This window comes from Clostridioides sp. ZZV14-6387, from assembly GCF_020657835.1.
Lineage (GTDB): Bacteria > Bacillota > Clostridia > Peptostreptococcales > Peptostreptococcaceae > Clostridioides > Clostridioides difficile_A.
Genome location: NZ_JAGWCW010000003.1, coordinates 25,208 through 49,482 on the forward strand (window position 1 = coordinate 25,208; position 24,275 = coordinate 49,482).

Sequence of the window (24,275 nt, forward strand, 5' to 3'; positions counted from 1 at the left end):
TATAAAATGTGTGGAGGAATAGAAATGAAAAAATATCAAAATATCTTTGAGTCATTAACTATAAAAAGGATGAATGTAAAAAATAGAATAGTTATGCCACCAATGGGGACAAATTTTGGTGGTGAAAGTGGAGAATTTAAAGATGAACATATCAAATATTATGAACAAAGAGCAAAAGGGGGAACAGGGCTTATAATAGTAGAAAATGCTTGTGTGGATTTCCCTTTAGGTTCTAATGGAACAACACAGATAAGAATAGACCATGATAGATATATACCTGCTTTATATAAATTAACAGAGACCATACATAAGTATAACACATGTGTAGCAATACAAATTAATCATTCAGGAGCTTCTGCTATGCCAGATAGGATAGATGGTTTAGTTCCTGTATCTTCTTCAAATGTACCTTCAAAAAAAGGAGGAGCAATTCCTAGAGAACTAGATATAGAAGAAATTTTAAATATCGCAAAAAAATATGGAGAAGCAGCTAAGAGGGCTCAAATAGCAGGTTTTGATGCAGTTGAGATACATGCAGGTCATTCATACTTAATAAGTCAATTTTTATCTCCAATTTATAATAAGCGTACTGATGACTTTGGTGGAAATATTGAAAATAGAAGTAGATTTGCAAAACTAGTGATTGATAAAGTTAGAGAAGAGGTAGGTCCATTATTTCCAATATCTTTAAGAATAAGTGCTGATGAATTTATGGAAGAAGGAAATACTCTGGCTGATACTCTAAAAGTTCTAGAATATTTAGATGAAGAAGTGGATATATACAATGTATCAGTAGCATTAAATGATTCTATACAATTTCAAATAGATAAGATGACACTGGAAGATGGATGGCGTTCATACATATCTAAAGCAGTTAAAGAAAAATTTGGTAGACCAACTATAGTAACGGGAAATATACGAAATCCAGAAATAGCATCAAAAATACTTGAAAATGGTGAAGCAGATTTTATAGGTATTGGTAGAGGTCTCATAGCTGATTCTAATTGGGTTGAAAAAGTACAAAATGGAAAAGAAGATTCAATAAGAAAGTGTATTTCATGTAATATAGGATGTGCAGGTAATAGGATTGGCTCCAATAGACCTATTAGATGTACAGTAAATCCCGATTTAATAAATGGAGAAGAATATACACAAAGGAAGGTAAACAAAAAAACAAATGTAGTTATTATAGGAGGAGGAACTGCTGGTCTTGAAGCAGCAGCCACAGCAGCAGAAGTGGGATGTAATGTATTTCTAGTAGAAGAAAAAGAAGAGATAGGAGGACTTGCTAAAGTAATATCGACTTTTCCAGATAAAATGAGAATACACGATTTTCCAAAGTACTTGACACAAAGAGTTAATAAATTAAAAAATTTAATTATATTTAGAAATACAAAAGCTGATATTAAGTTTTTGGAAAATTTAAAGCCTGACATAATTGTAAATGCTACAGGCTCAAGACCATTGATTCCTCCAATAACTGGCTTATTGGATAGAATAGATAGAGAAGGAGAAAATGTAAGTTCCATATTCAAACTATTTGATGATATAGAATCTTTCAAAACGGAAGATTTGAGAGCTAAGAAAGTAGTTGTTATAGGAGGAGGAGCTGTTGGATTAGATGTTGTAGAATTCTTTTCAGAAAATAAGGCTAAAACTTGTATAGTTGAGATGTTGCCAGTAGTAGGAAAAGATTTAGACCCTATAACAAAGGTGACAATGGATAAAATGCTAAAAGATTACAATGTTGATGTATATACAAATACACGATTATTAGAAGTTGGGAAAAATACTTTTAAAGTAAAGAAAGATGAAGAAGAATTTTTACTAGATTTTGATTACGGATTTATATGTTTAGGTATGAGTTCTAATAATTCAATTTTAAGTGATTTAAAGGAGTATTTTGAACCAAGAAATGTGGAAATTTTAAACATAGGAGATAGCAAAATTGCTAGAAGAATAATAGATGGGGTTAGGGAAGGAAGAAATATAATAACAACATTAGAAAAATTAAATCTTTTATAGGTAATAAAAAGTAAAGTAACCTTGTATAAAGTTACTTTACTTTTTGATTATGAATTTTAATACTATTTTATTTTTTTATGTATTAAAGGCAATACAATAGCTCTAAATAATCTCTTATAAAGATAATAACTAAAATTAAGTTTAATATAAATAGTCATCAAATATTAAACTAATTTATCAATATCTCCTGATTGGATATAATCAATATTTGATTGAATTTTTTTGTATGGCCAATTCCACCATTTAATTTCTAATAACTTTGAAATTGTATCATCACTAAATCTTTTTTTTATGACTTTTGCAGGTATGCCTCCAACAATAGAATATGGTGGAACATCATTAGTAACTACTGCTCTTGTTCCAATAATTGCACCATCACCAATATGTACTCCTGACATAATTATGGAATCATATCCTATCCATACATCATTTCCAATTACAATATCGCCTTTATTGTCCCATGCATCTTTTATATGGCAGACATCTAAGCCCCATTCTTCATAAAAGATAGGAAAGGTATAAGTAGACTGTGATTTCATTGTATGATTTCCACTAGTCATTAAAAATTTTGAATTACATGCTATTGAGCAAAACTTACCAATTATTAATTTATCGTTATTTATTGGGTAATGATATAATACATTGTTTTTCTCAAAATCTCTTGGGTCATTATAAAAGTCATTATATATTGTATAATCTCCAACTTCTATATTTTCTTTTGTGATTATATTTTTAAGGTATACAGTTTGATAATCATTACTTCTTGGGTATATTTTATTTGAATTTGGAATAGTCATGTTTAAATCTCTCCTTTATAATATGTTATGTTTGACTATTCCGTTATTGCAATACATCTCTTCACAGAATCACTCCTTAAATAGCATTTATATTTAAATTTAAATCCATATATTTGATATTTAAAAACAGACTTTTGACTATATAACATTTTATAACAATTGTATATTTAATTGATTATATATCAAGACCATAAAACTTGCAACCACTTAGTATAGATTAAATAAAAAATAATTTTTAATTTGAATTATACGAGTATCTTAGAGATACTTAATTTTTAATAGTAATTTGACTATAATATCTTGTGTATGGTAGAATTATGATTATATAAATATTAACTTAGTATTTGTATAAACTTATTATCTATGTTAAGTAAATAGATAGTATTTATATGTACTTATTTTTAGGAGGTTTTATTATGAGTCGACTAGAGAGACTCGAAATGAAGAATGTAGAAACTAAGCATTTACAAGAATTCAATCAATTGTTACGTTATGTATTTCAAGTGACAAACCATGATTTACAACAAGTTGGTTGGGAAGAAAGAGAAATAACACTTGCTAAATTACCTGTATTAAGACAAGCCGATGTGCTTGGTTGGTTTGATGAAGATAAACTAGTATCTCAAATAGCCGTTTATCCATTTAAAATCAACATATTTGGTAAAGAATATGATATGGGTGGTCTCACTGGTGTTGGAACATATCCAGAATATTCTAATCTAGGTCTTATGGATAAATTAATGAGACAAGCATTAGCAGATATGCGAGAAAGAAAACAATCTATATCTTACTTATTTCCATATTCAATTCCATACTATCGTCGTAAGGGATGGGAAATAATATCCGATAAAATATCTTTTGAAATTAAGGATACTCAATTACCAAAAACAAAAGTTGTTTCAGGAGAAGTTAAACGTGCAAGCATAGAACATAAAGATATACGAAGTGTCTATGAACGTTTTTCTAAAATGAACCATGCGTGCATGATTAGAAGTGAACTAGCTTGGGAAGAATACTGGCGTTGGGATTTAGAAGAACTGACTTGTGCTATTTATTATGATAAAAATCATAACGCACAAGGTTATGTATTGTATTGGATTTCTGAAGAAATATTCTATATTAAAGAGATGGTATTTGTAGAAGAAGAAGCACGTACAGGATTATGGAATTTTATAAGTGCTCACTTTTCAATGATAAATAAAGTAGTTGGCAATACATATACAGATGAACCATTGGCATTTTTACTTGAAGATGGAGATATTGAAGAAAATATAAAACCATATTTTATGGGAAGAATTGTTGACATAGAACAATTTATAAGTCAATACCCATTTAAGAGACAAGAAAGTGATGTAAAATTAGTTTTTCAGTTGAAAGACCCTTTACTAGATTGGAATACAGGAGTATTTACACTAAATGTTTCTAAAGATGGGAAAGGTATCTTAACTGTTGGTGGTAATAAGGTTGATTTAATGCTTGATATACAAACACTTACAACTATGTTACTTGGCTATAAAAGACCAACGTATCTTCATAAAATAAAACGGATTATTTGTGATAAAGATATAGTCTGTTTATTAGAAAATCTTATTGAACGTGAAAATCCATACTTCTCAGACTATTTTTAATAAATTTTAAAATTTACCTGGGATTGTGTCATAGTATATGATACAATCCCTTTTCTAGTTCGTTTCTTAGTTTATATCTATTAAATTATTGGTTTTGCTATAATCAATAACAAAATTCTTAAATTCACTAACGGCAGGCGTTAAATATTTATTCTTCATTGTAGCTAAGTATATGTATCTTTCATGGATAGGGTTTGCTATGGATAAAATTTTTACATTAAAGTATTTAAGTGCAAAGATATTTGGAACGACAGCTATTCCATAATTAATGGAGACTAGTCCTGCAACGGCAGTATCTTCTTCTGTCTCACAGATAATTTGAGGTTTTACATTGACCTTTTCAAATAGATTATCAATGATTGGTCTAATCCCACTATCTTCGCTGAAGAATATAAACGGATAATTTTCTGTATCCTTTAAATCTACACTATCATTTGATGCTAAAGGATGGCTATATGGTACTATTACAACCAATTCTTCTTGAAGTATAGCTGTAAAATCTATATTGGATTCATTTGGAACAAAAGAACAAAATGCCAAATCAAATTTCTCATCCTTTAGACCTTGTATAATCTTCTTTGTAGTACCTTGACCAAATGAAAATGAGATATTTTTATTTGACTCTTTTTCTAAAAAAGTGCCAATTATATTTGGAATGAAGTGAGCACCTAATGTGTAAATAAATCCTAGGTCTACAACACCTTTTGATATACTAGTATATTCTCTAAGTTTTTTTTCTCCTCTTTCCAATTCACCTAATGCTTTATCAACATAGGTTAGAAAAAATTTACCATATTTAGTAAGACGAACATTTCTGCCTTGCTTTTCAAATAAAAAAGTACCCAATTCTTTTTCAAGAGCTGATATAGCATGACTTAAGCTTGGTTGAGTTATAGATAATTGAGTAGCTGCTTTTGTATAATGCTCAACTTTAGCTAAAACTCTGAAGTAATGCAAATGATTTAGGTTCATTGATATTCAATCCCTTCATAAGTAATGAAATTCGAGTTATTTCTACATAATTATACCATAATTTGTAGATTAATTCTATCAACATCGAGAATAATATATATTATATAAAATACAATTTAAAGAATATTATGAATATTATAAAGTATCACAGTAAATTTAACTTTAAATATACTTAATATATGAGATTTATTATATATAATGTATATCATTTTTACTGTATAATAAAGTTGTGGAAAAAAGAGAATCTAAAATCCTACAGGATTTTTATGCATGGAGGAGAGTATGAATAAGATAGTTCAAGTAAAAAATATCAATATAGGAGAAGGCATACCTAAGATTTGTGTACCAGTTATAGGGAAAAACAAAGAAGATATTATAAAAGAGGTTAAATTATTAAAAGAAACTTGTTTGGATATTATAGAATGGCGTGTTGATTTTTTTGAGAATGTGGAAAATATTCAGGAAGTTAAGGATATACTTTATGAATTAAAAAGTTACATATCTGATATACCTTTATTATTTACATTTAGAAATGTAGAGGAAGGGGGAGAAAAATCAATATCAAAAGATTATTATATTACATTGAATAAAGAGATTTCTAATACTGGTTTGGTAGATTTAATAGATGTAGAGTTATTTATAGGAGATGAAATTGTAGATGAAATGGTTGGTTTTGCTCATAAAAATGGAGTGAAAGTAATCATCTCTAATCATGACTTTTATAAAACACCAAAAAAAGAAGAAATTATATCTCGTTTATGTAGAATGCAAGAGCTAGGAGCAGATCTGCCTAAAATAGCTGTTATGCCACAAAATAAAAACGATGTGCTAGTGTTACTTGAAGCTACAAATGAAATGGCTAGAGTTTATGCAGATAGACCAATCATAACAATGTCCATGTCAGGAATTGGAGTTATAAGTCGATTATGTGGGGAAATATTCGGTTCTGCATTGACTTTTGGAGCTTCTAAGAATAGTTCAGCGCCAGGGCAAATATCATTTAAAGAGTTGAATTCAGTACTTAGTTTATTACATAATAGTATTAAATGATTTAAAAACGTGAAAAGTAATATCTTATAAATCAACTATGGCATATTTGAAATATGCCATTAAAACACTATAAATTATATATGTAATACAAGAGTATTACTCTGTTTTTTGAGTATTGTACATTACAACATTTGTATCTATCATCATCTATTACACTAGAATGTACAGGATACTTATTTTCATTTAACCAATATTTTTGCATATTCTTAGTCCAAGATTTTGGGAATTTAAATACTTTTTTGTTTATTATAATATCTTCATCTTCAAAAATATTAACTTCTTTTTCAATTTTTATTTTTCTACTATATATTTTATTGATGGATTCTTTATCTAGTTTTACATCTCTATACATATCAGGACAGTAACAACAAACATAATTTCTGTTTTTTCGACGTTTAAATTTCACAACTTTTTCTATGCTAATTTCTAATTTTTCTATATCGTCTTTTATGAATTTAATATCTTCTATATTGTCACTTGAAAAAAGTTCTGTCAATCTTAGAGTATCTACAGTTTCTCTAATTATCTGTTTTTTATAAGAGCAAAGCTCATTTCCCAAAATAAGGTTTAACTTATTAAGTATGTAGTCATTTTTATATTTAAACATCTTGATTTTTTCTAATTCAGTGTTATCTTTAAATTTCAACTTTTCATACCTAAAATTGATTTTGCTAAAAAGAGTATATTCTACATCAATATATTCTTTTGCAATCTTAAATTTATCGCTACCTTCAATCACAATCATAGCCTATCTCCAATCGTTTTATATTAAAATAAGGCCATAGAACATGGTCTAATAGTGCTAATTAGCACTATAAGACAATGTTAACACAAAAAGACAAAAAAAGGTTATTTATTTCAAATAACCTTTTTGTTTATATAAAATATAAAGAATCTATATTCTATTCTTTTTTACTATATCTATAATCTGCAATATCAGATTTAGCTCTCTCGAATTTAAGTCTTTTAACACTTCATTTATATCATTTTCTAAATATGTCTTTCCAATGGGAGTAATATCTTTTATAAGAGTATCTGCAGAGATATTTAATACACTTACAAATTTTATGAATGTTTTAAGACTTGGATTCTTCTTACCACTTTCTATTTGATTTATATACCAAGGTGATACTCCAACCATATTTGCAAACTCTTTTGAAGTTAAATTCGCTTTTTTACGTTCTTCTTTAAGTCTTTTACCTATACAATTCATTACTGTCATTACTTTCCTCACTTATATTTCTTTGTATTTAATAATGCATTTTATTAACTCTAACATTGCGGCTTGTTCCTTTTCAGTTAATTTATTAATCATTTCATAACATTCCAAAGGTATAGAGTTATCAATGCCTTCTGCTGTAATAATATTTGCAAATAACAATTCAAGTGGTATATTCAAAGCAGTAGCGATTTTCATTATAATATTGATGGATGTATTTGTTTCAGCTCTCTCAATCTGACCAATATATGTTGTATGTAAACCTGCTTTTTCTGCTAGAAATTCTTGACTATATCCCATTTTTGTTCTATAGACTTTTATTCTATCTCCTATTATTTTTCCTATATTTGCCAATTATTATCCCTCCACCTTAGATTATATTCATAGTTTAAGTTGTTTTATATAGACTATTTATACTTTTTTAGTCTGAATATAGACTATATATGTTTTTAAACTGAAATATATGCTATTTATTTTGCATAGTCTGTATCTACAATAAACAAATATGGATAAATTACATTTTTAATTAGACAAATATTTTTCATAATTTCATACCCGTACTACAATAATAAAACGAATTAATAATATGTTAATTATAGCATTTTTTATTATAATTACATATTATATATGTAGAATATATTTTGAAAATTTGAATAATTTTGTATTTGACAATGTTAGATGATTGAAATATGTAAAAATTTTTTGATAAGTATTTGAAATATGACTATTATGTTAGTAGATTTGGTATTTTTAAATATAATAAATAGATATAAAATAGAAAAGTGATTATAATAGATGAGAATGTATACAATAGGATTTAATAAAAATATATAATTAAATGGATAATAAAAATATATAATTAAATAAATAATGGAAATATATGGTGTTAGTTTTAATAATAAAAAGATAAGTATACAATTCTTTAGAAATATAAGTTATATGTAATCTTATCTAAGAGTGATAATTTTATAAAAATATTTAATACCCTATAAATTACATTATATGTATATATATTGTAGTTCAATAATGATATAATAATAAAAAAATTTAAAGAGAGTGAGAGTACATATGAGAAAATTAGAAGAAATATTAGACTATAATAAATCATTTGTAGAGAACAAAGAATACGAAAAGTATGCTACATCAAAACATCCAAATAAAAAAATAGTAGTTTTATCTTGTATGGACACAAGATTAACTGAACTTTTGCCTAAAGCTATGAATTTAAAAAATGGAGATGTAAAACTAATAAAAAATGCAGGAGCTACTATAATGCATCCGTTTGGCAGTATTATGAGAAGTATTTTAGTTGCAATTTATGAGTTTGATGTAGATGAGGTTATAGTTGTAGGGCATCATGGATGTGGTATGTGTAATGTTGACACAGATAAACTACTTAGCAAAATTTTAGATAGAGGGATATCTAAAGATGTAATACTTACACTTCGTAGTGCTGGAATTGATACCAAGCAATGGTTACATGGATTTGATTCTGCGGAAGAATCTGTAAAAGATAGTATTAATTTAATAAAAGGACACCCTTTGATTCCTGAAGGAATTATTGTACATGGTCTAATAATATCACCAGAAACCGGAAAATTAGATACTGTTGTAAATGGGTATGAAGACAAATAAAATATTATAGTAGTATATAAGCAATAATACAGTGTTAAATAAAATGTTGTTTCAAGTTTATTTTGGAACAACTTTTTTATTTGAAAATATATGAAAAGGTTTATTTTAAGCTTTCTAATAAAAAAAATTATAAGTAGCTAGCTAATTAAAAAACTTACTATTAATTATTAAAATTATAACTAAACTATACGAAAACATTTAATAAATGAAATTTATATGAATTTTTTATAAATATATTGAAAAAAAGTATATGATATAGTAGAATAACACTTAGCCGACTAAGTAATATAAAAATAAGGAGGGGAAGTATGAATAATAATTCTGAAGAAAAATTGAATGATGTTTTCTTGCAATTAATGCGAATATATTTTATAAGAACTCATTTTTATTTTGATAAATTAGGCTTATATCATGGTCAGCCACAAATACTTTTTTCACTAAAGATGAAGAATGGGCAAAGTCAAAAAGAATTAGCAGATAAAAGAAAAGTAAAAGCATCTACTACTACAGTTATGATAAAAAGAATGGAAAAAGCTGGACTCGTAGAAAGAAAACAAGATGAGAAGGACCAAAGAGTGTCTAGAATTTTTTTGACAGATAAAGGTTTAGAAACATGTAATAAAGTTGAAGAATTTAATCAGGAATTAGAAAGAGAATTCTTTTTAGGATTTAGTGAAGAAGAAAAGATAGTACTTAGAAGACTCCTAATGCAAGTAAGAGATAATTTAAAAGCAGGATGTCATAAACATGAGGATGAAAAATATTTTTAAATTTTAAAATAATATTTTTCAATTTAATGTCATTAGACTAATTAATATTACAGAAGGGAAGAAATGTATGTTTAAATTAATTAAATATTTAAAGAAGTCAGCATTATCAATAGTGGTAATAGTATGTCTATTGGTAGTTCAAGCAGTATGTGACCTTTCTTTACCAGAATACACATCCAATATAGTAAATATAGGTATACAACAAGGTGGAGTAGAAAACTCTGTTCCATCTGTGATTAGAAAGGGAGAGTTAGATAAAATTACTTTATTCATGGATAAAAGTAGTAAGGATAAAGTATTAGATAACTATACTTTATTGAATAAAGAAGATTATAGCAAGTATAAAGATAAGTATCCAGGTCTAAAAGATGAATCTCTTTATGAGTTAAATACTAAAGATGAAGATACTATAGATGATTTAAATTCTATCTTTGGTAAAGCCATTTTAATAGTAGCAGGACTTGAAGGTGATAGTAAAGAAGTAAAAGCGATGAAAGCTCAACTAATGAGCCAACTTCCACCACAAGCTACTCAAGGTGGAGATATCGATATGTTTAAGTTGTTATCTGCAATGCCAAAAGAGCAATTAGAAACATTAACTAAAGAGATGAGTAAAGGTTTTGAAGGTATGCCAGAAAGTATGATAACACAAAGTTCGGTATCATATGTAAAGGCAGAGTATGAGAAAATAGGTATTGATACAGAAAAAACTCAAAATAATTATATATTACTTACTGGTGCTAAAATGCTTGGTATAGCTATGGTTAGTATGGTAGCTACAATAACAGTAGGATTCTTAGCAGCAAGAGTAGCAGCAAGTGTTGGTAGAAATCTAAGAAGTGGAGTTTTTAGAAAAGTTATGTCATTCTCAAATACTGAGATGAATGAATTTTCTACAGCTTCATTAATTACTCGTAGTACAAATGATATTCAACAAATTCAAATGTTGATGGTTATGTTACTTAGAATAGTATTCTATGCACCTATAATGGCTATAGGTGGAATAATAAAAGTTCTAAATACAAATACTTCAATGGCATGGATTATAGCAGTAGCAGTAGTTGCTATTTTATCATTAATAGTAGTATTATTCTCAGTGGTTATGCCTAAGTTTAAACTAGTTCAAAAGCTTGTTGATAAGTTAAACTTAGTCAGCCGTGAAATAATAACTGGTATACCAGTCATTAGAGCTTTTAGTACTGAAAAACATGAAGAAGAAAGATTTGATGAAGCAAATACAAATTTAACTAAAACAAATCTTTTTGTAAATAGAGTTATGACATGTATGATGCCTGCTATGATGCTTATAATGAACCTTATCACAGTTCTTATAGTTTGGAGAGGTGCATATAGTGTTGATTCTGGGGCAATGCAAGTTGGAGATATGATGGCATTTATACAATATACAATGCAGATAATAATGTCATTCTTGATGATATCAATGGTATCTATTATGCTTCCAAGAGCATCTGTTTCAGCTACACGTATAGATGAAGTAATAGTATCAGATATAAGTATTAAAGACCCTCAAAAAACAGAAGTGCAAGAATTTAAAGAAGATAAAAAAGGTCTTGTTGAATTTAAAAATGTTTCATTTATGTATCCAGATGCAGAAGAACCTATATTGACAGATATATCTTTTACAGCAAAACCAGGAGAAACAACTGCATTTATAGGAAGTACTGGTAGTGGTAAGTCGACTCTTATAAACTTAATTCCTCGTTTCTTTGATGTTACAGAAGGAGAAATATTATTTGATGGAGTTAATATAAAAAATGTTTCTCAACATGACTTAAGAGAGAAAATTGGGTATGTACCTCAAAAAGGAATATTATTCTCTGGTACTATAGAGTCCAACTTAAAATATGGTAGAAAAGACGCAACAGATGAAGAAATGAGAACTGCAGCTGAAATAGCTCAAGCTACAGAATTTATTGATTCTAAACCAGAAGCTTTCAAAACTGAAATTTCTCAAGGTGGAACAAACGTATCTGGAGGTCAAAAACAAAGACTTTCTATAGCAAGAGCAATAGCAAAAAATCCAGAAGTGTATATATTTGATGATAGTTTTTCAGCTCTTGACTTAAAGACTGATGCAGCTCTTCGTAAGGCTTTAAAATCGCAAACTGCTGAAAGTACAGTACTAATAGTTGCACAAAGAATTAGCACAATCCTACATGCAGAACAAATAGTTGTTCTAAATGAAGGAAAAATAGTTGGAATAGGAACACATAAAGAGCTTCTAAAAAATTGCGAAGTTTATGAGCAAATAGCTTTATCACAACTTTCAAAGGAGGAGCTAGATAATGAGTAGAATGGGAAGAGGCCCTATGGGAAAATCTATGGGAGCAGGTCAAAAAGCAAATGATTTTAAAGGAACTATGCGAAAACTAATTGCTTATTTATCTAAATTTAAAATATCAATAATTTTGGTAATTGTATTTGCTATTGGAAGTGCATCATTTTCCATAGTAGGTCCAAAAATCTTAGGTAAGGCAACTACAAAGATATTTGAAGGATTAGTGAGCAAAGTTTCTGGAGGTAATGTAGGTATAGATTTTAATGCAATTGGAAAAATCTTAGTATTTTTACTTTGCCTTTACTTGATAAGTGCATTATTCTCTTTTGTACAAGGATTTATAATGAGTGGAATTTCTCAAAAAGTATCCTATAATTTAAGAAAAGAGATTTCAGTAAAATTGGATAGATTGCCAATGAAATATTTTGATACTAAGACACATGGTGAAATATTATCAAGAATTACAAATGATATAGATACTTTAAGCCAAAGTTTAAATCAAAGTATGACACAACTTATAACATCAGTGACAACTATGATAGGTGTTTTGATAATGATGTTATCCATAAGTGGTATTATGACATTGGTAGCAATTTTAATATTGCCAATATCAATGTTTGTAATTTCGAGAATAGTAAAGAAATCACAAAAATACTTTAGGTCTCAACAAGAATATTTAGGAAATGTAAATGGTCAGGTTGAGGAGACTTACAGTGGTCAAACAATAGTAAAAGCATTTAACCGTGAAGAAGAAGTAATAGAAGAGTTTGATAAATTAAATGATAATTTGTATAATTCAGCATGGAAATCTCAATTCTTATCAGGGATAATGCAACCACTTATGATGTTTATTGGAAACTTAGGATATGTAATGGTTTCAATCTTAGGAGGTTGGCTTGCGATTAAGAAAACAATTGAAGTTGGGGACATACAATCATTTATACAATATGTAAGAAACTTTACACAACCTATGACTCAGATTGCACAGGTTGCTAACTTGCTACAATCAACAGCAGCAGCTTCTGAAAGAGTATTTGAGTTTTTAGAAGAGGAAGAAGAAGACCAAATTGTTGAAAATGCAGTTTCAATAGATGGTTTAGAAGGCAAAATTGATTTTGAAAATGTCAACTTTGGATATAATTCAAACAAGACTATAATAAATGATTTTTCTGTAAATGTTAAACCAGGCCAAAAAGTTGCCATTGTTGGGCCTACAGGAGCAGGTAAAACTACAATAGTTAAGCTCTTAATGAGGTTCTATGATGTTAATAGTGGTGCAATACTGATTGATGGTCATAATATTAAAGATTTCAATCGTAGTGAACTCAGAGAAATGTTTGGTATGGTTCTTCAAGATACATGGTTATTTAGTGGTTCCATTATGGAGAATATAAGATATGGTAAATTAAATGCTACAGATGAAGAAGTTATAGAGGCAGCTAAATCTGCACATGTTCATAGATTTATCAAGACATTGCCAGATGGATATAAGATGAAACTAAATGAAGAAGCAAGTAACGTTTCTCAAGGTCAAAAACAATTATTGACTATAGCTCGTGCCATTTTAGCTGACCCTAAAATATTAATATTAGATGAAGCTACAAGTTCTGTTGATACTAGAACAGAAGTATTGATTCAAAAAGCTATGGATAATCTTATGGAAGGTAGAACAAGTTTTGTTATAGCTCATAGATTATCAACTATACGTGATGCTGATATGATTCTTGTTATGAATGAAGGAGATATAGTTGAACAAGGAAATCATGAGGAACTTCTAAAGAAAGGCGGATTCTATGCCAATCTTTATAATTCTCAATTTGAAGAAGATGAAGCAATGTAACAAAAAATTGTTTTAGAACAGATATGTAATTTATTAAGATAAGCTAAATAGATAAGATTATATTTTATAAGTATAGTCTTATCTATTATTTTATGTCTTTACAAAGTATGTATTTTATTATACTATGTAATAAGGAAAATGTTGGAGGTGGTTATCAAAATGTATATTTAATCGTATTCTTTAAATTTTATTATAAATAAAATTTAATTTTAATAGTTGTTGATTGTATAAAAGTGTATATTTCTATTACTTTTATTAATCATGTAAAAAACTACTTAAATTTAAGAATTGGGTTAAATATAATATGATAATTACATGTTAGTCAATTAAATTGGCATATTTTTAATATATATTTAGAATTTTAATCCTTCTTATGATATAAGTAGCTTGTTTGTATTACTTAGATTTGTAAGGAGTTTTTTTATTGAAAAAACTACATAATATAATTGAGAGGGGGTGTATGAAAGTGATTTTTTCTATAAGATTGAGAAAATAATGCACGATTATGGTTATTATAATGTTAAATTAGAAGTGTCATTTAAGGATAAAATAAAGGTATAATTCTTAATGAATTTAATTATAGAGCCATAATCTCGTGCTATATATTAAATAAAAATAGCAGATAAGGAGAATATGGATATGGCGAAAAAAGGAATAATAGTAGGACTAAACATAAATAATAAATCTGAGGATTTTAATGAACTGATGATTGAACTTAAAAACTTGTGTTCAGCATGTGATATTGATGTTGTGGGAAGTATAATTCAAAATGCAAAGCAAGTCAATAGAGCATATTACATTGGTACAGGTAAAGTCGATGAGTTATTAGACTTAATAAAGAAAGAAAATACAGATATAGTAGTATTTTACAATGAACTTTCTACATCACAACTCAAAAACCTTGAAGAAAAATTTAATTGCGAAATTATAGATAGGACAGCATTAATACTTGATATATTTGCACAGAGGGCAAAAACTAGAGAAGCTAAACTTCAAGTAGAAGTTGCTAGTTTAAAATATATGTTACCAAGGCTTATAGGTTCAAATGAAAATTTAGGACGCCAAAGTGGTGGTGTTGGTACTAAAAATAGGGGTTCTGGTGAGAAAAAGTTAGAACTTGACCGTAGAAGAATAGAAGAAAAGATAACTTTTCTAAATAAAGAGCTTGATGATTTAAAATTTCAAAGAGAAACCCAAAGAAGTATGAGGAGAAAATCAAATCTCCCAAATGTTGCTTTAGTTGGGTACACAAATGCTGGGAAATCTTCAATTATGAATAAATTAGTGGACACATTTAAAAATTCTGAAGAAAAGAAAGTTTTTGAGAAAGATATGCTATTTGCTACGTTAGAGACTTCTGTTAGGAATATAGTTCTTTCAAATAACAAAGAGTTTTTATTATCTGATACTGTTGGGTTTGTAAGCAATCTTCCACATGACTTAGTAAAGGCATTTAGGTCAACTTTAGAAGAAGCATGTGAAGCAGATATATTATTACATGTTGTTGATATTTCAAATCCAAGCTACAAAAATCATATTAAAGTAACTGAAGATACTTTAAAACAGATAGGTGCTGATTGTATACCTATGATAAATGTATATAATAAAGTTGATTTAATAGGTGAAGAAGTTTTAAATAATATTGTAGACGATATAGATGGAATCTTTGTTTCAGTAAAAAAAGATATAAATATGGACAAAATGATAAAATGTATTTGTGATAGTATATTTAAGGATTATATAAGATGTAAGATTTTAATCCCATACAGTGAGGGTTATATAGCATCTTATTTTAATGATAATGCAAGCATAATAAGTACAGAATATACCGAAGAAGGAACCGTTTTAGATGTTGAATGTAGTGATATAGAGTTTAATAAGTACAGAAAATATGTTTTAGAGTAGATTTTAAAAAATTAATATAACTTAAAATGTATTTAATGCAAATAGTTTAAATATGAGTTAAATTATACTCATAAAATATAAATATATAAAAAGGGTTCTTAAGAACCCTTTTTATATATGATAATTGTTCTATGAAAAATCAAAACTTACATTATGATTATAGAAAATACAGGTGTATTTTACTATTCATATATAACATACATATTTTTTTGAATGATTCATATGCAATATAACTATTAAATTAGTGTATTTGTCATCAATATGAGAAAGTGATAGTAATTAATATATATTATAATATGTATATTCAATACATTTTTTGGAAATTATATTTATGATGTACTGTGGAAAATATGAAAGAAAAGAATATAATAACATATTATTTGATTAAACAAAGTATTGAGAAAAAGGCAATCTATAACCTAAATAATAACAATATTACTGTGTTTACACAAAAAAATTGTACAACATTTTAGATTGTAAAGTAAAGAATTAAAATAACTAATTACAATAGCAAGTTGTAATTAAAATTCCGTGATATAATGAATAAAGAAGCAACAAATATAAAATTATTGACATAATAGTAATTAGTTACTATAATAAAAAGTAACTAATTACTATTTGTAAATAGTGATGGAAAGTTTGAGGATTAGCATATAGAGAGGGACAAAAAATGGATATAGAAACTTTAATGAAAAAAATTGTGGTGGATGATGAGAGTAGGAAACAAGCTATATTTGCAAATCTATTTGTAATGCAAAATAAACTTCAAACTGCATGTGACAAGTTAGACCCAGAACTTACAATGAAACAATGGTTACTTTTAGCACTTGCAGAATCTATAGATGAGACTGTGACATTGACTAAGCTTGGAGAGCTTATGGGATGCTCACGACAAAATGTAAAGAAATTAGCTGTTGCTTTAGAAAAAAAGGGGTTTGTACAAATTGAAAAAAATGAAAAAGATTCAAGAGCTACTTACCTTTTAATGAAGGATAGAGTAGAAGAGTATTCAGAAAGAGTAAGAGATATGCAAATTAAAGTATTAGAGCTTTTATTTAAAGATTTTACAGAAAAAGAGGTAGAACAATTATTTTCTGGAATTATGAAATTAAGCAGAGGAATTGAGTATGTAAGAGATTATGTAGAAGACAATAATTTATAAGATAGAAAAGTAAAAAATCAACTTGGTATGGCATCAAAAGGAGATAATTTATGAAAAATACAGTAGTTATTTACAAAAGTAAATATGGAGCAACAAAAAAATATGCTAAATGGCTTTCAGAATTATTGATTTGTGACAGTTTTGAGATTAAAGATATAAACATAGAAAAAATTATGAAATACGATACTATTATCTTAGGAGGAGGTCTTTATGCTTGTAATATAGCAGGGATTTCTTTTCTAAAGAAGCATTATGAAGAATTAAAAGGAAAAAATCTAATAGTTTTTGGTGTAGGAGCATCCCCATATAGTGATGAAGTATTAAAAAAATTAAGAGAAGCTAACCTTAAAGATGAATTAGATGAAATTCCTTGTTTTTATTGCCGTGGAGAATGGAATGAAACAAAAATGTCATGGTTAGATAGTGTACTTTGTGGTTTTTTAAAAAAAGCTATAGCCAAACAAGAGCGTAAAGGACTTAAACCAGCAGAAGCGCCATTGTTGTCAGGAGAAAGTTTTGAATGGTGTGATAAAGAATACTTAAAGCCAATACTTGAATATTTAGACAATATTAAAAGTATAAATTTATAAGTATCTTTAAATATGAGATGTTATAAAAATACATTATAGAATATTTACAAAATAATTTTATGAATGATAACCTATAATTTGATTGTTCATTATAGTGTTATAATTTAAAAATCATTCAATTTTAAAATATGATTACTAGCCTACTTATTTAATTAAAGGGGCTTTTTTTATTGATAAATTTATGTTATATTTATGTGAATTTCTTAGAATATAAATTGGTAAAATAAAAGTATATAGAATTTTATCTACAATATAAAATAGAAAAATTCTTCAAGAGGGGATTTTAAATAATGGATATAAATAAGTTAGTGATGCTTCAAAGGCAATATTATAATACAGGAAAAACAAGAGATATATCATTTCGCCTAGAAAAGTTAAAAAGATTGAAGTCAGTTGTATTAGAAAATGAAGAAAAAATACTTTTGGCATTAAAGAAAGATTTAAATAAGTCAAATTTTGAAGGTTTTATGACAGAAGTAGGTATGTTTTATAGTGAACTTGATTTTGCTATAAAAAATATAAGAAAATGGGGTAAGACAAAAAGAGTTAAATCAAGTATGGTTAACTTTCCATCTGTATCTAAGATTATTCCACAACCTTATGGTGTTACACTTATAATGTCACCTTGGAATTATCCGTTTCAATTAGCACTTATACCATTAGTATGGTCAGTGGCAGCAGGTAATTGTGTTATATTAAAGACATCTGAATATTCTGTGTCAACATCTGGTATAGTTAAAGAGATAATTGAAAAGATTTTTTCAAAAGAGTACGTTGCAGTTGTTCAAGGTGGTCAAGAAGAAAGTGAAAAATTATTATTAGAAAGGTTTGATTATATATTTTTTACAGGAAGCACTAATGTTGGCAAAATAGTAATGAAATCAGCATCAGAGTATTTGACTCCTACAACTTTAGAACTTGGAGGAAAAAGCCCTTGTATTATTTTAAAAGATGCAGATATAGACCTTACTGCAAAAAGGCTTACATGGGGAAAACTAATAAATGCAGGGCAAACTTGTGTAGCACCAGATTATGTATTAGTACATGAAGATAGGAAAGATGAATTAATAGAAAAAATAAAATACTATATTATTAAGTATTTTGGAGATAATCCATGTAATAATGAACAATTTCCTAAAATTATAAATGAAAGACATTTTAATCGCATAGTATCTCTTATCGATATAGATAAAGTAGTATATGGTGGAGATTATAATAATGAGAAATTAAAAATAGAGCCAACTATAGTAAATGATGTTACTTGGGATGACAATATAATGAAGGAAGAAATATTTGGACCTATATTTCCTATTTTAATTTATAAAGACTTGGATGAAGTTGTACAAGAAATTATACAAAGACCAAATCCATTGGCACTTTATATTTTTACAAAAGATAAGAAGCTAGAAAATAAAATTTTAGAAATGATTCCAGCAGGTGGATGTTGTATCAATGATACAATTACACATATAGCTACAAATTACTTGCCATTTGGTGGAGTTGGTGAGAGCGGAATGGGTTCATATCATGGAAAAGCTGGGTTTGATACATTTACTCACTATAAGAGTGTCTTAAAGAAATTAAAATTAGATATTCCTATCAGATATGCACCATATAATGATAAATTAATTAAGATTCTAAAAAAAATAATGTAGATTATATTGTAAAAAGATGAATATAAATAAAATTGAGAACTTGTATTCTAATTATACTTTATAGAATTTAAAATTTTAATTTGGTATATTTGTTATAAAAGTAGTGATTTTGTGATAAAATTTAGTTATATAGAAATAAGGAGGAAAAAATGAAAATTAATTGGAATACAAAGTACACAACAATAGCAATTTATACATTTATAATAGCTGCTTGTAGTATTATATTTTATCTAGTATCATCACAAATCGATGTGTTTTCTAATAATTTAGATGCTATATTTACAACTTTACAGCCTTTTATAATAGGATTTGCTATTGCATATCTTCTTAATTTTATTTTGAAATTTTATGAAGATAGAGTTTTTATAAAAAGTGAGAAATTAAAAAACCTAAAACAAAAATCAAAAAGAGGACTGGGTCTTTTATTAACATATGCAACAGCCGCATTGATACTTTACTTATTTATGTATTTCGTGTTGCCTCAAGTAATTGAGAGTATTGTTGGACTAGCAAATGATATACCTATGTATGTAAATAATGCAACTAAGCTTATTGATAAATTAATGACTGATTTAAATCTTGATGAACAATATTTTAATTTAGCAGTAGATAAATGGAATGAATTTGTTGCATATATTATAAAATTTGTAACTGATTTAATACCGATATTAGGAAATATGTTAAAGAATGTAGCTTCTAGTATATGGAATATTGTTTTAGGATTAATTGTTTCAGTGTATTTACTAATCGATAAAGAAAAATTCTATGGATTAAGTAAAAAAATAACTTATGCAGTATTTACAGAAACACAAGCTGCGAGAATTTTAGAATTGACTCATAGAAGTAATTATACATTTGGAAGATTTCTAGGTGGGAAGATATTAGACTCATTTATTATAGGTATTCTAACATTTGTAATACTTACAATAGTTAAAATGCCATATACATTATTAATATCAGTTATAATTGGTATTACAAATATAATACCTTTCTTTGGACCTTTATTTGGAGCTATACCATCAACACTAATAGTATTGTTTGTATCTCCTATAAAAGCTTTATGGTTATTGTTAATTATATTAATAATACAACAAATAGATGGAAATATTATAGGGCCTAAAATACTTGGAGATTCAATTGGTATATCTGCATTTTGGATTTTATTCTCATTGTTGGTTGCAGGAAAATTATTAGGGTTTGTTGGAATGGTTATAGGAGTTCCAATGTTTGCTGTAATTTATTCTATAATTAAAGATGTTGTTGAAGGTAAATTGGATAAAAAGGGATTACCAACAGATACCTCCGATTATATGTAGCCAAAACAGATATTATGTGTAATTAAAAATATATAAATTAAGAAATCTTTAAAGCACTGAGAAGCTTAAACTCTTGGTGCTTTTTAGATATAAAATCATTATAGAAGAGGTGTTTTTTGTGGCGTTTATAGAATGTAAATTTAAATCTAAATATACAGGAGGAGAAACTGATGTAATTGTAGTTTTACCTGTAGCAAATGGAAAAGAACTTTTTAGTGGTAAAGAGATATATGACTTTGAGGGTAAGTTTAAAACATTATACTTATTTCATGGTTTAGAAGATGACCAAAGTTCATGGATTAGATATACTAATGTGGAACATTATGCTAAAAATAAAAATATAGCTCTTGTAATACCAAGAGTAGAAACTAGTTTTTATACAGATATGGTGTATGGGCACAAGTATTTTACTTTTGTAAGTGAGGAATTACCTAAGTTTGTTAGAGCTATATTTCCTTTATCAGACAAGAGAGAAGATAATTTTGTAGCTGGCATGTCTATGGGTGGATATGGTGCGTTAAAGTTAGCACTTTCAAAACCAAAAGAATTTTCAGCAGTTGCAAGTTTTTCTGGTTCACCTGACATGATTCATGAGTTAGAAAATCAACAAATAGAAACTAATGCAGATATTCTATTTCATGATTTTGGAAGACCAGAGGATGCTAGAAATAGTGATAACGATTTACTTTACATACTTAAGAAACTTAAAGAAAGAAATGAAGATATTCCTAAAATTTATCAATTCTGTGGTGATAGGGATTTTTTATATGAAAATAATCAGACATTTAAGAAATATGCAGAGTCTTTAAATGTAGATGTTATATATGAAGAGTGTGTTGGAGGTCATGAGTGGCGTCTCTGGAATTTATGGATAAAGAAGTTTATAGATATGATTGTGTAGGTACTTATGGTATTAAGAAAAAATATTAAAAAATATCTTTAAATATAATAAAGACTGAAATCCTAAAATCTAATTATGATTCTAATATTTCAGTCTCTAAAAGTTCAATAAAGTTTTATTAAGTTCTTATACGAGTTATTATTGGTGTGAAGTTATCAACTATATCTATATAGTATTTACTCAATTCTTCTAAAATATCTTCACATAAATCAGTGCTATGACCAAGGTTAATGAGGAATTGTTTTGTAAAATATCTTATTACAGCTTGAGAAGATATATCATACTTGTGTGAAATATAAACCCTAATTATCTCAGGTTTCATGGCAAGTATACCAATACAAGAAAGTATTAACTCGTCATGTTCTATAGATTCTTTATCATTAACATATCTCTTCATTACCATTTCAGTTACACTTCGTTGATAGCTTAAAATAGCTTCTTCATAAGCTATATCTAAATAAAAATTCCTATACGCTTCATTTTTTAGAAGAAAACAAAGGTCAGCATTCATGGCAAGAAAGAACATCATCATAGTACCTTCTTCATGATAATTATAGATTAAAGACTGCATTTCGTCTCTTATATCTTCATATATTATAGCCCCTATTTCGCTTTTACTTGAGAAGTAATAACTTATTAGACCTAAATTTATATTAGCTCTTTCTGCAATTTGCCTAGTTGTCGTTTTATGATAACCTTGTTCAAAAAATAATTCTCTAGCAGCACTTACAATACTAGCTTTTGTCTCTTTTCCTTTTTCTGATTTTGACATATTTACTGTATATACCTCTCTTTTCAATCTTTTTTTGAAAATTTGCTAACTATAAATATTGTAATAGAACCACCTATTATAGGAATTAAAATTCTGTCAAAGACAGTAAGAATGCCAACCATATTTAATAATGCCAATATCATACTTACTATAACAGCATAGATAGCACCTTTTTTTGTAGCACCTTTCCAGCAAAGGCCAATTACAAATGGTGCAAATATTACACCTGTACATAATGGTGCTGGCCAAAATAATAATTCTAATAAACTATCAAATTTAAGTGCTATAATTGCACCTGCTACAGCTGTTAAAGCTGAAGCAATTTGAGAATATTTTAAAGTATTTTTCAAATCATTAAATTCTATATCAGGATGTAATAATTTGTTGTAAATATCTCTTGATATGATAGCACTCATTGAAGTCATTAATGAATCTGCAGTAGACATTATGGCAGCTAATATAGCAGCTAAGAATAGTACAGAAATTAAAGGTGGTAAAGTTGTTGATATCATTTGAGGTAAAACCTGGACAGATGATATGTTTGGAAATAAACTACCACCAATAGCTCCAATTATTCCTATAGGAAAAGCAAGAAACAATAGTATAAATCCTGCAATTATACTACTTTTAACTGCATTTTTAGCATTATCAGCACATTGATATCTTAAAAAACTTTCATAAGAAAATATTGAGCCTAAAACTAATGGTAAAACTGTATACATAAAATCACTAATCGATTTATTTCCTGGAAAGAATGGTTCTTTTACCATTGATTGTAACATAAGTAAAGGGTTGTCGCCAACTAATTTTAAGCTTATATAAGCCACTATTGGTAAAAATACTATACAAATAGCAAGTTGAATAAAAGCTGATACTGCAACTCCCCACATTCCTGATGTATAAGTATATATAATGATTACTATGACTCCTATAATTACTGCTACATCATAAGGGATGCCAAATGCAGTAGATACAGAACCAAAAGATATTAATTGACTGCCCATGATGGCTAATATTGATATTGGTGTCACAAGACTTTGATAAGTTCTTAAAAATACACTATGACCATATCTAGTTTCAATATAGTCTGCAGGTGTTATATCACAAGATAAACTCCTTAACTTTCCTGCAAAAAATGCGTTTATAAAACAAGCCAAAGCCGCACCTATAGTAGAGTACATACCAACCCATAACCCTCTTTCAGCTCCCCATTGAACTCCACCTACTAAGCATCCTCCTCCAAAAGATGTAGCAGCGATAGTTGCGGCGAGTATGGGTAAAGGAAGATTTCTACCTGCAATTAGGAAATCAGATGCCGTTTTAACTTTTTTAGAAAAATAAAAACCAATCCATATGTACACTGCACACGTAGCAATTAAAAGTAACATAGTTTCTTCTCCTTTATAAAATATTTTAATAAAATTTATAAAATATATTTTAAATATATTTTATGTAAAAGTAGCACAATATTTATTTTTATTAGTTTTGGATTAGTATAGTTATAATAACTTATAGTACTATGTAGAATTACATAAAAAGAAAAAATTGAAAATTCTGAAATTGATACTTATAATGATGTTTGTCTGATAGATTCTTTTTGTAATTGTAACATGCTTTTATTTTTAAATCAATAGTACATGTATAAAAATAAAAGAAATTTAAAAGAGAAAAAAATATTTTTAATATCTAGATGTAGTATAAAAAAATCTTGAATAAATTATTCTTGAATAAATTTATTG

Annotated in this window: 20 protein-coding genes; 13 read left to right on the forward strand and 7 right to left on the reverse strand. The window is 27.6% G+C overall.

Features of this window, described 5'->3' with window-relative positions; translation table 11 throughout:
* Positions 1 to 24 precede the first annotated feature (24 nt).
* Entirely contained in the window at positions 25 to 2,025 is a 2,001-nt protein-coding gene (locus KGF38_RS02420; RefSeq protein ID WP_074179742.1) for an FAD-dependent oxidoreductase, read from the forward strand.
* 164 nt (positions 2,026 to 2,189) lie between these two features.
* Here KGF38_RS02420 and KGF38_RS02425 read toward each other — a convergent pair whose 3' ends face one another.
* Positions 2,190 to 2,822: a CatB-related O-acetyltransferase gene (locus tag KGF38_RS02425; RefSeq protein ID WP_054270687.1), complete on the reverse strand. Its 633-nt coding sequence runs from the start codon at positions 2,820 to 2,822 to the stop codon at positions 2,190 to 2,192.
* 416 nt (positions 2,823 to 3,238) lie between these two features.
* Here KGF38_RS02425 and eis point away from each other — a divergent pair, with 416 nt between their 5' ends.
* The gene (gene eis / locus KGF38_RS02430; protein WP_074179743.1) at positions 3,239 to 4,450 is read left to right on the forward strand and encodes an enhanced intracellular survival protein Eis; all 1,212 of its coding nucleotides are present in this window, start codon (positions 3,239 to 3,241) and stop codon (positions 4,448 to 4,450) included.
* A gap of 66 nt (positions 4,451 to 4,516) precedes the next feature.
* Here the strand turns inward: eis and KGF38_RS02435 are convergent, their stop codons facing one another.
* A complete protein-coding gene (locus KGF38_RS02435) occupies positions 4,517 to 5,407 on the reverse strand; it encodes a LysR family transcriptional regulator (RefSeq protein WP_413926743.1) in 891 nt (296 codons plus the stop codon).
* A 297-nt stretch (positions 5,408 to 5,704) separates the two neighbouring features.
* Here KGF38_RS02435 and aroD point away from each other — a divergent pair, with 297 nt between their 5' ends.
* Positions 5,705 to 6,472 carry a type I 3-dehydroquinate dehydratase gene (aroD, locus tag KGF38_RS02440; protein WP_074179745.1) on the forward strand — a complete coding sequence of 256 codons (768 nt, stop codon included), beginning with the start codon at positions 5,705 to 5,707 and terminating at the stop codon, positions 6,470 to 6,472.
* A gap of 67 nt (positions 6,473 to 6,539) precedes the next feature.
* Here the strand turns inward: aroD and KGF38_RS02445 are convergent, their stop codons facing one another.
* The 3 genes from KGF38_RS02445 to KGF38_RS02455 all read right to left on the reverse strand — a co-directional run bounded on the left by KGF38_RS02445 (position 6,540) and on the right by KGF38_RS02455 (position 8,045).
* Positions 6,540 to 7,217: a hypothetical protein gene (locus KGF38_RS02445; RefSeq protein ID WP_054270683.1), complete on the reverse strand. Its 678-nt coding sequence runs from the start codon at positions 7,215 to 7,217 to the stop codon at positions 6,540 to 6,542.
* Between the two features lie 150 nt (positions 7,218 to 7,367).
* Complete coding sequence (locus KGF38_RS02450; protein ID WP_227832136.1) at positions 7,368 to 7,694, reverse strand: helix-turn-helix domain-containing protein; 327 nt, start codon at positions 7,692 to 7,694, stop codon at positions 7,368 to 7,370.
* Between the two features lie 12 nt (positions 7,695 to 7,706).
* Positions 7,707 to 8,045, reverse strand: coding sequence for a helix-turn-helix domain-containing protein (locus KGF38_RS02455; protein ID WP_054270682.1), 339 nt, complete (start codon positions 8,043 to 8,045; stop codon positions 7,707 to 7,709).
* Between the two features lie 714 nt (positions 8,046 to 8,759).
* Between KGF38_RS02455 and KGF38_RS02460 the strand changes: the two genes are divergently transcribed.
* The 10 genes from KGF38_RS02460 (at position 8,760) to KGF38_RS02505 (ending at position 21,764) form a co-directional block, all read left to right on the forward strand.
* Positions 8,760 to 9,326: a beta-class carbonic anhydrase gene (locus tag KGF38_RS02460; protein ID WP_054270681.1), complete on the forward strand. Its 567-nt coding sequence runs from the start codon at positions 8,760 to 8,762 to the stop codon at positions 9,324 to 9,326.
* 308 nt (positions 9,327 to 9,634) lie between these two features.
* Positions 9,635 to 10,096: a MarR family winged helix-turn-helix transcriptional regulator gene (locus KGF38_RS02465; RefSeq protein WP_054270680.1), complete on the forward strand. Its 462-nt coding sequence runs from the start codon at positions 9,635 to 9,637 to the stop codon at positions 10,094 to 10,096.
* Positions 10,097 to 10,163: 67 nt separating this feature from the next.
* Complete coding sequence (locus KGF38_RS02470; protein ID WP_074179746.1) at positions 10,164 to 12,410, forward strand: ABC transporter ATP-binding protein; 2,247 nt, start codon at positions 10,164 to 10,166, stop codon at positions 12,408 to 12,410.
* Positions 12,403 to 14,235, forward strand: coding sequence for an ABC transporter ATP-binding protein (locus KGF38_RS02475; RefSeq protein ID WP_054270678.1), 1,833 nt, complete (start codon positions 12,403 to 12,405; stop codon positions 14,233 to 14,235). Before KGF38_RS02470 ends, KGF38_RS02475 begins: the two co-directional genes overlap by 8 nt.
* 639 nt (positions 14,236 to 14,874) lie before the next feature.
* On the forward strand, positions 14,875 to 16,140 hold the full coding sequence (gene hflX / locus KGF38_RS02480) for a GTPase HflX (protein WP_176702534.1): 1,266 nt from the start codon (positions 14,875 to 14,877) through the stop codon (positions 16,138 to 16,140).
* A gap of 670 nt (positions 16,141 to 16,810) precedes the next feature.
* Positions 16,811 to 17,302: a MarR family transcriptional regulator gene (locus tag KGF38_RS02485; RefSeq protein ID WP_227832137.1), complete on the forward strand. Its 492-nt coding sequence runs from the start codon at positions 16,811 to 16,813 to the stop codon at positions 17,300 to 17,302.
* A gap of 50 nt (positions 17,303 to 17,352) precedes the next feature.
* The gene (locus KGF38_RS02490) at positions 17,353 to 17,892 is read left to right on the forward strand and encodes a flavodoxin domain-containing protein (RefSeq protein ID WP_054270675.1); all 540 of its coding nucleotides are present in this window, start codon (positions 17,353 to 17,355) and stop codon (positions 17,890 to 17,892) included.
* 290 nt (positions 17,893 to 18,182) lie between these two features.
* Positions 18,183 to 19,547 carry an aldehyde dehydrogenase gene (locus KGF38_RS02495; protein ID WP_223152882.1) on the forward strand — a complete coding sequence of 455 codons (1,365 nt, stop codon included), beginning with the start codon at positions 18,183 to 18,185 and terminating at the stop codon, positions 19,545 to 19,547.
* Between the two features lie 149 nt (positions 19,548 to 19,696).
* Positions 19,697 to 20,863, forward strand: a complete 1,167-nt coding sequence (locus tag KGF38_RS02500) for an AI-2E family transporter (RefSeq protein WP_054270673.1) — start codon at positions 19,697 to 19,699, stop codon at positions 20,861 to 20,863.
* Positions 20,864 to 20,981: 118 nt separating this feature from the next.
* Positions 20,982 to 21,764: an alpha/beta hydrolase gene (locus KGF38_RS02505; protein ID WP_054270672.1), complete on the forward strand. Its 783-nt coding sequence runs from the start codon at positions 20,982 to 20,984 to the stop codon at positions 21,762 to 21,764.
* A gap of 118 nt (positions 21,765 to 21,882) precedes the next feature.
* On the opposite strand, the gene KGF38_RS02510 is transcribed toward KGF38_RS02505, so the two are convergent.
* A complete protein-coding gene (locus KGF38_RS02510) occupies positions 21,883 to 22,536 on the reverse strand; it encodes a TetR/AcrR family transcriptional regulator (protein ID WP_054270671.1) in 654 nt (217 codons plus the stop codon).
* 23 nt (positions 22,537 to 22,559) lie between these two features.
* Positions 22,560 to 23,924: a sodium:solute symporter family protein gene (locus KGF38_RS02515; RefSeq protein ID WP_054270670.1), complete on the reverse strand. Its 1,365-nt coding sequence runs from the start codon at positions 23,922 to 23,924 to the stop codon at positions 22,560 to 22,562.
* Positions 23,925 to 24,275 lie beyond the last annotated feature (351 nt).